The sequence below is a fragment of the Neisseria sp. P0014.S002 genome (genome assembly GCF_051958295.1).
Lineage (GTDB): Bacteria > Pseudomonadota > Gammaproteobacteria > Burkholderiales > Neisseriaceae > Neisseria > Neisseria flavescens_B.
Genome location: NZ_JBQCVO010000090.1, coordinates 1 through 257, shown reverse-complemented (window position 1 = coordinate 257; position 257 = coordinate 1). Strand labels below are relative to the sequence as shown.

The 257-nt window shown below is 52.9% G+C and carries 1 rRNA gene; it reads left to right on the top strand.

Annotated features, from left to right (window positions below):
- A 16S ribosomal RNA gene (locus ACTHSX_RS10735) occupies positions 1-257 on the top strand; the annotation flags it as partial.

Below are 257 nucleotides of genomic sequence, written 5' to 3'. Positions count from 1 at the left end.
AACGTTATTCGGAATCACTGGGCTTAAAGGGTGCGTAGGCGGCGATTCAAGTCAGATGTGAAATGCCTGAGCTCAACTGAGGCATTGCGTTTGAAACTGGATTGCTGGAGTGTCCCAGGGGTGTGCGGAACTGCCAGTGGAGCGGTGAAATGTGTTGATATTGGCAGGAACACCGGAGCCGAAAGGGAAGCACTGGGGCTTAACTGACACTGAGGCACGAAAGCCAGGGGAGCAAACGGGATTAGATACCCTAGTAG